At 65.9% G+C, this 3,585-nt stretch carries 3 protein-coding genes; all 3 read right to left on the bottom strand.

Going from position 1 to position 3,585, the window contains the following annotated elements:
- Positions 1–68 precede the first annotated feature (68 nt).
- Positions 69–2,351 (bottom strand): hypothetical protein, encoded by a 2,283-nt coding sequence (locus tag KA248_15760; GenBank protein MBP7831364.1) that lies wholly within the window; start codon positions 2,349–2,351, stop codon positions 69–71.
- Position 2,352: 1 nt separating this feature from the next.
- Positions 2,353–3,069, bottom strand: a complete 717-nt coding sequence (locus KA248_15755) for a hypothetical protein (GenBank protein MBP7831363.1) — start codon at positions 3,067–3,069, stop codon at positions 2,353–2,355.
- Between the two features lie 2 nt (positions 3,070–3,071).
- A partial coding sequence (locus tag KA248_15750; protein ID MBP7831362.1) for a DUF935 family protein occupies positions 3,072–3,585 on the bottom strand: 514 nt, incomplete at its 5' end.

The following is a 3,585-nucleotide window of genomic DNA, read 5'->3' as shown; positions in this document are numbered from 1 at the left end:
GGCGAACATGGCCTTGCGCTGCTCGTCGGTCTGGTAGCCGCCGCGCCAGTTGGAAAGCAGGATGGACATTACTCCCCCGCGATTCGCTGCTGGTGCCGGGCCCAGGCGCGGTCGAGTTCCTGTTTGGCCTGCCAGTCCGGGATCGCGCCACGCTTGCTGCGGGCCGCAATGTCGTCCGCCTCGGATTGCCAGCGGATGAACGAATCGACCTCGCGCTCGGATACCTGCGGGTTGTGATGAACGGGGCCCGGATCGGTGCCGCGAAGCGGGGCATCCTGGTACTGGGCCGTGCTGCGGGGCACGGTCTGGATCGGTTCTCCATCGGCTCCCGGAATGGGTCGGTTGTAGGCGTTGGCTTTGTCCTGGCGGGCTTGGAGGCGCTGCTGCCAACTGGCATCGCGGCCGACTACGCCGATGGACGTGGCTTCGTCCACGAGGGCGGCAATGTCCACCGTGGACGGGTCCACACCGAGCTTCTGCAGGCCGCGGATCACGGCGCCCTCGTCGCCATTGGCGGCATCGCGCCACAGGGCTTTGAGCGTGGAGACCTTCTGCTTCTCCTGCCGGGCCTGGGCCTCGGGCGAGCTCGCCTTGGCCGCCTGCGCCGCCGCGCGGGCCTCGGCCTTATCCGCGGCGATCTGGGCCTTGAGCGCCTCCCGGTCCTCGCGGCTCATTTCTCGGCTGTCCGCGTTCCACGCAAGCCGCTCCGCTTCGGCCTCGGCTTCCTGCTGCCGAATGCGCTCCAACTGGATGGCGGCATCGAGCTTGTTGATCTGCTCCTGGGTCTCGCGGACGCTGTCCTCGTATTGGTACTGATCCTTCGCGTTCTGCTCGGCCACTTTATCGAAGAACGCCTGGAGCGCGGCCTTCTGCTTCTTGGGGTCCTTGTACTTGGCCTTGATCTGCTTCTCGATGGAGCGGAGTTGAGCCCGGACCGCTTGATTCTGTGCCTCGGCCGCTTCGACCTGGGACTTGATCTCGCGCACATTCAAACCGGTTCGGAGCAGTTCCCGCTCCAGGGCCCGAGTATCGATCAACTCGAAGCTGCGCGGCTCGGGCGGCGGCGGGATGCTGGCCTCCAAGTTCTTCTTTTGCTGCTCAAGGGAGGCGATTCGAGCCTCGTAGTCGCGCGAGCTGTCGTAGTTCAACGGGCGGTAGGACGACGAGGACGACTGCCCGCCGCCACCGCCGCCACCACGCAAGCGGGCGAACATGGCGCGGCGTTGCTCATCGGTCATGAACTGAACCGGCGTCCCGGCGTTGGCCAGGTGGATCGCCCGGTTGGTGAGCCCGATCAGGCGCATGTAGGATTCCGCCTGGGCCGTGGACAGCGGTGACGAATGGGGCTTGCCGCCGTATTGGTACCAGCGGAAGTACTCCGTCGAGGGCTCCCCGAATTCGTAGATCGACGGCCGCGCGGCCGTGCCCGACGCATTCAACTGAACGGCCCGGCCGGCCACAGCCGCAGCGGACTGGGCCAGCTTCACGGAATAGGCCATGCCCTGGATCGCACCCAGAAGCTGCAGGGCCTCCGAACCCGACATGCCGGGGAAAAGGCCGTCGTATAGATACTCGGCGGCGTCCCCGAGAATGGACGGGATGGAGCGGTCCAACCGCTCCGCGGCATCCGCCGGGGTTTCACCCGCATAGGTGGACGGGTGCATCGTGACACGAGAATCATAGGACCGCCCATTGGCGCCTGACCCGCCGCCACCCCCTCGGAGCCGGGCGAACATGGCCTTGCGTTGGTCGTCGGTCTGGTAGCCGCCCCGCCAGTTGGCGAGGACCACGGCGCAATTGAAAAGGGCACGGTCCCGGCTCCCCAGTTGAATAAGCATCGGCGCGGATGCAACGCCTTCGGCGGCAGCGGCCGGCTTTTCTTGTTTCTTGTTTGAGAGCGGGACCATGCCCGAAATGTTCGGATCGTTCGTGAGCGCCGCGTTCACCAGCCGGAGCGGCCGGACCCGGCACTCGCCCAGGTCCGTGCATTCGTCCTGCCGGAAGACCGGCGAGATGAAGCGGTAGCGCCCGCCGCGGATCGCCTCCTCGCCCTTGTCCGTCCAGCGGATCTGTGCCCAGAGCCCGTCCGGGCGCTGCTCAAGGGCGGCGATCCAGCCGGCGGCCTCGGTGGGTTTGTCCTGGTCGAGGCTGAAATGGTCGAAGTCCACGAGGATGCCGGGGAAGTTCGGCGCCGCGGCTTCGCGTTGGAAGGTCTCGATCATCGCGCGGCAGCTATCCGCGTCGAGGATCTGCACGAGGCCGGTGGGGTTGTGCTTGAACTCACCCAGGGCGGAGACCTGGTACCAGCCGTCGGCCGGGACCTCGAAGCGATTGGGAAGCAGGACGTTCATATTATCGACTCCGCTTCGGGCTGCCGGAGAGGCCGGGCGCGAGACCCCCACCGCCGGAGACATACCAATCGGGCCGGCCCAGACCCCGATCGGGCAATGCGATTCGACGACCGTCGGCCGTGATCCTCGACGCCGGCGCCCCCGCTCTGCTGCCGGCTTTCTTCCCAGCACGCGGAGCGCCCACAACGCCCCCCGTTTTCGGAGTAATTATTCCGGACGCGATCAAAGCGTCCCCCAGTTCCTTTGACATGCCGCCAGCGAGGTACAGCTCTTGAAGCTCTGCCTTACGCTGATCCGAGATGATCTGCTTCGGCGTGGACGGGGCGCGGGGGATCGGTAGCGTGGTACGATTTCGCTCCCGAATAAGTTCCGCCCCGGACTTCGAAGAATTGCGCGAACCGATATCCTGGCCGGGGACCATCTTGCCCTGCGTAACGCGGACCGACTGCGGCGATTGACGCACGGTTTCAGTAAAGGCGCCGGATCGCGGCGTGTACGGACCGACATCGGAGACGGCGGGACTCACATCCGTGAGGACAACCTTGGACCCGAGCGCGGCGGCTTGCGCGCGACGGGCGTTACTGCGGGCCTGGTCAGCCGTGATGGCATAACCCTTGGAGCGCCTCGCAAACATGGCCCGGCGCTGCTGCTCCGTCATGGGTCCAGCATTGGCCAGGGCCCGATCGAAAGCGGCGCGGTTCATCAGGATTGTCGGCATGGTCATTCTCCTTGGGCCGGAGCGTCCAACAGCTTCAGCCCGGTTTTGTCTTCGATCTGCGACTTGTCCACGCGGTAGCCGGCCCAGTTCAGGTTGGCGACAGCTTCCAGCATGGTCGGGACGTTGTAGTCTTCCGGCACATCGAATCGGAAATAGGCGGCGTGCGGCTGGCCGGGGAAGAACTCGTTGAGCCAGTGATCGTCCAGGTCGCGCTGGAAGACCTCGGAGAGCCGGGCGGCGTCGGAGCGGGCCAGTTCCAACAGGCCGCGGCTATGAGCGCCGCCGGCCAGCGTGCCACTCCCCGATTCAGTCAGCATCGTGAGTAATCCGCCGGTCGCGGCCATGACGATCTGCTGGTCGCAGTAGGTGATCCGCTCCTGGAACGGCATCCGGGACCGTTGGGCGGTGTCCACGGTCTTCACGTCGGAGCCGTTGGGCAGGTAGCCCCGGCCGTTGGAGACGATCTGCTCGGCCACGGTCTTGTATTCGAGTTCCTTCTCCGGAGTGGTACCCGGC

This window comes from Kiritimatiellia bacterium (assembly GCA_018001225.1).
GTDB lineage: Bacteria > Verrucomicrobiota > Kiritimatiellia > CAIQIC01 > JAGNIJ01 > JAGNIJ01.
The sequence above is the reverse complement of the archived record's forward strand: the minus strand, read 5'-3'. Positions and strand labels throughout refer to the sequence as shown.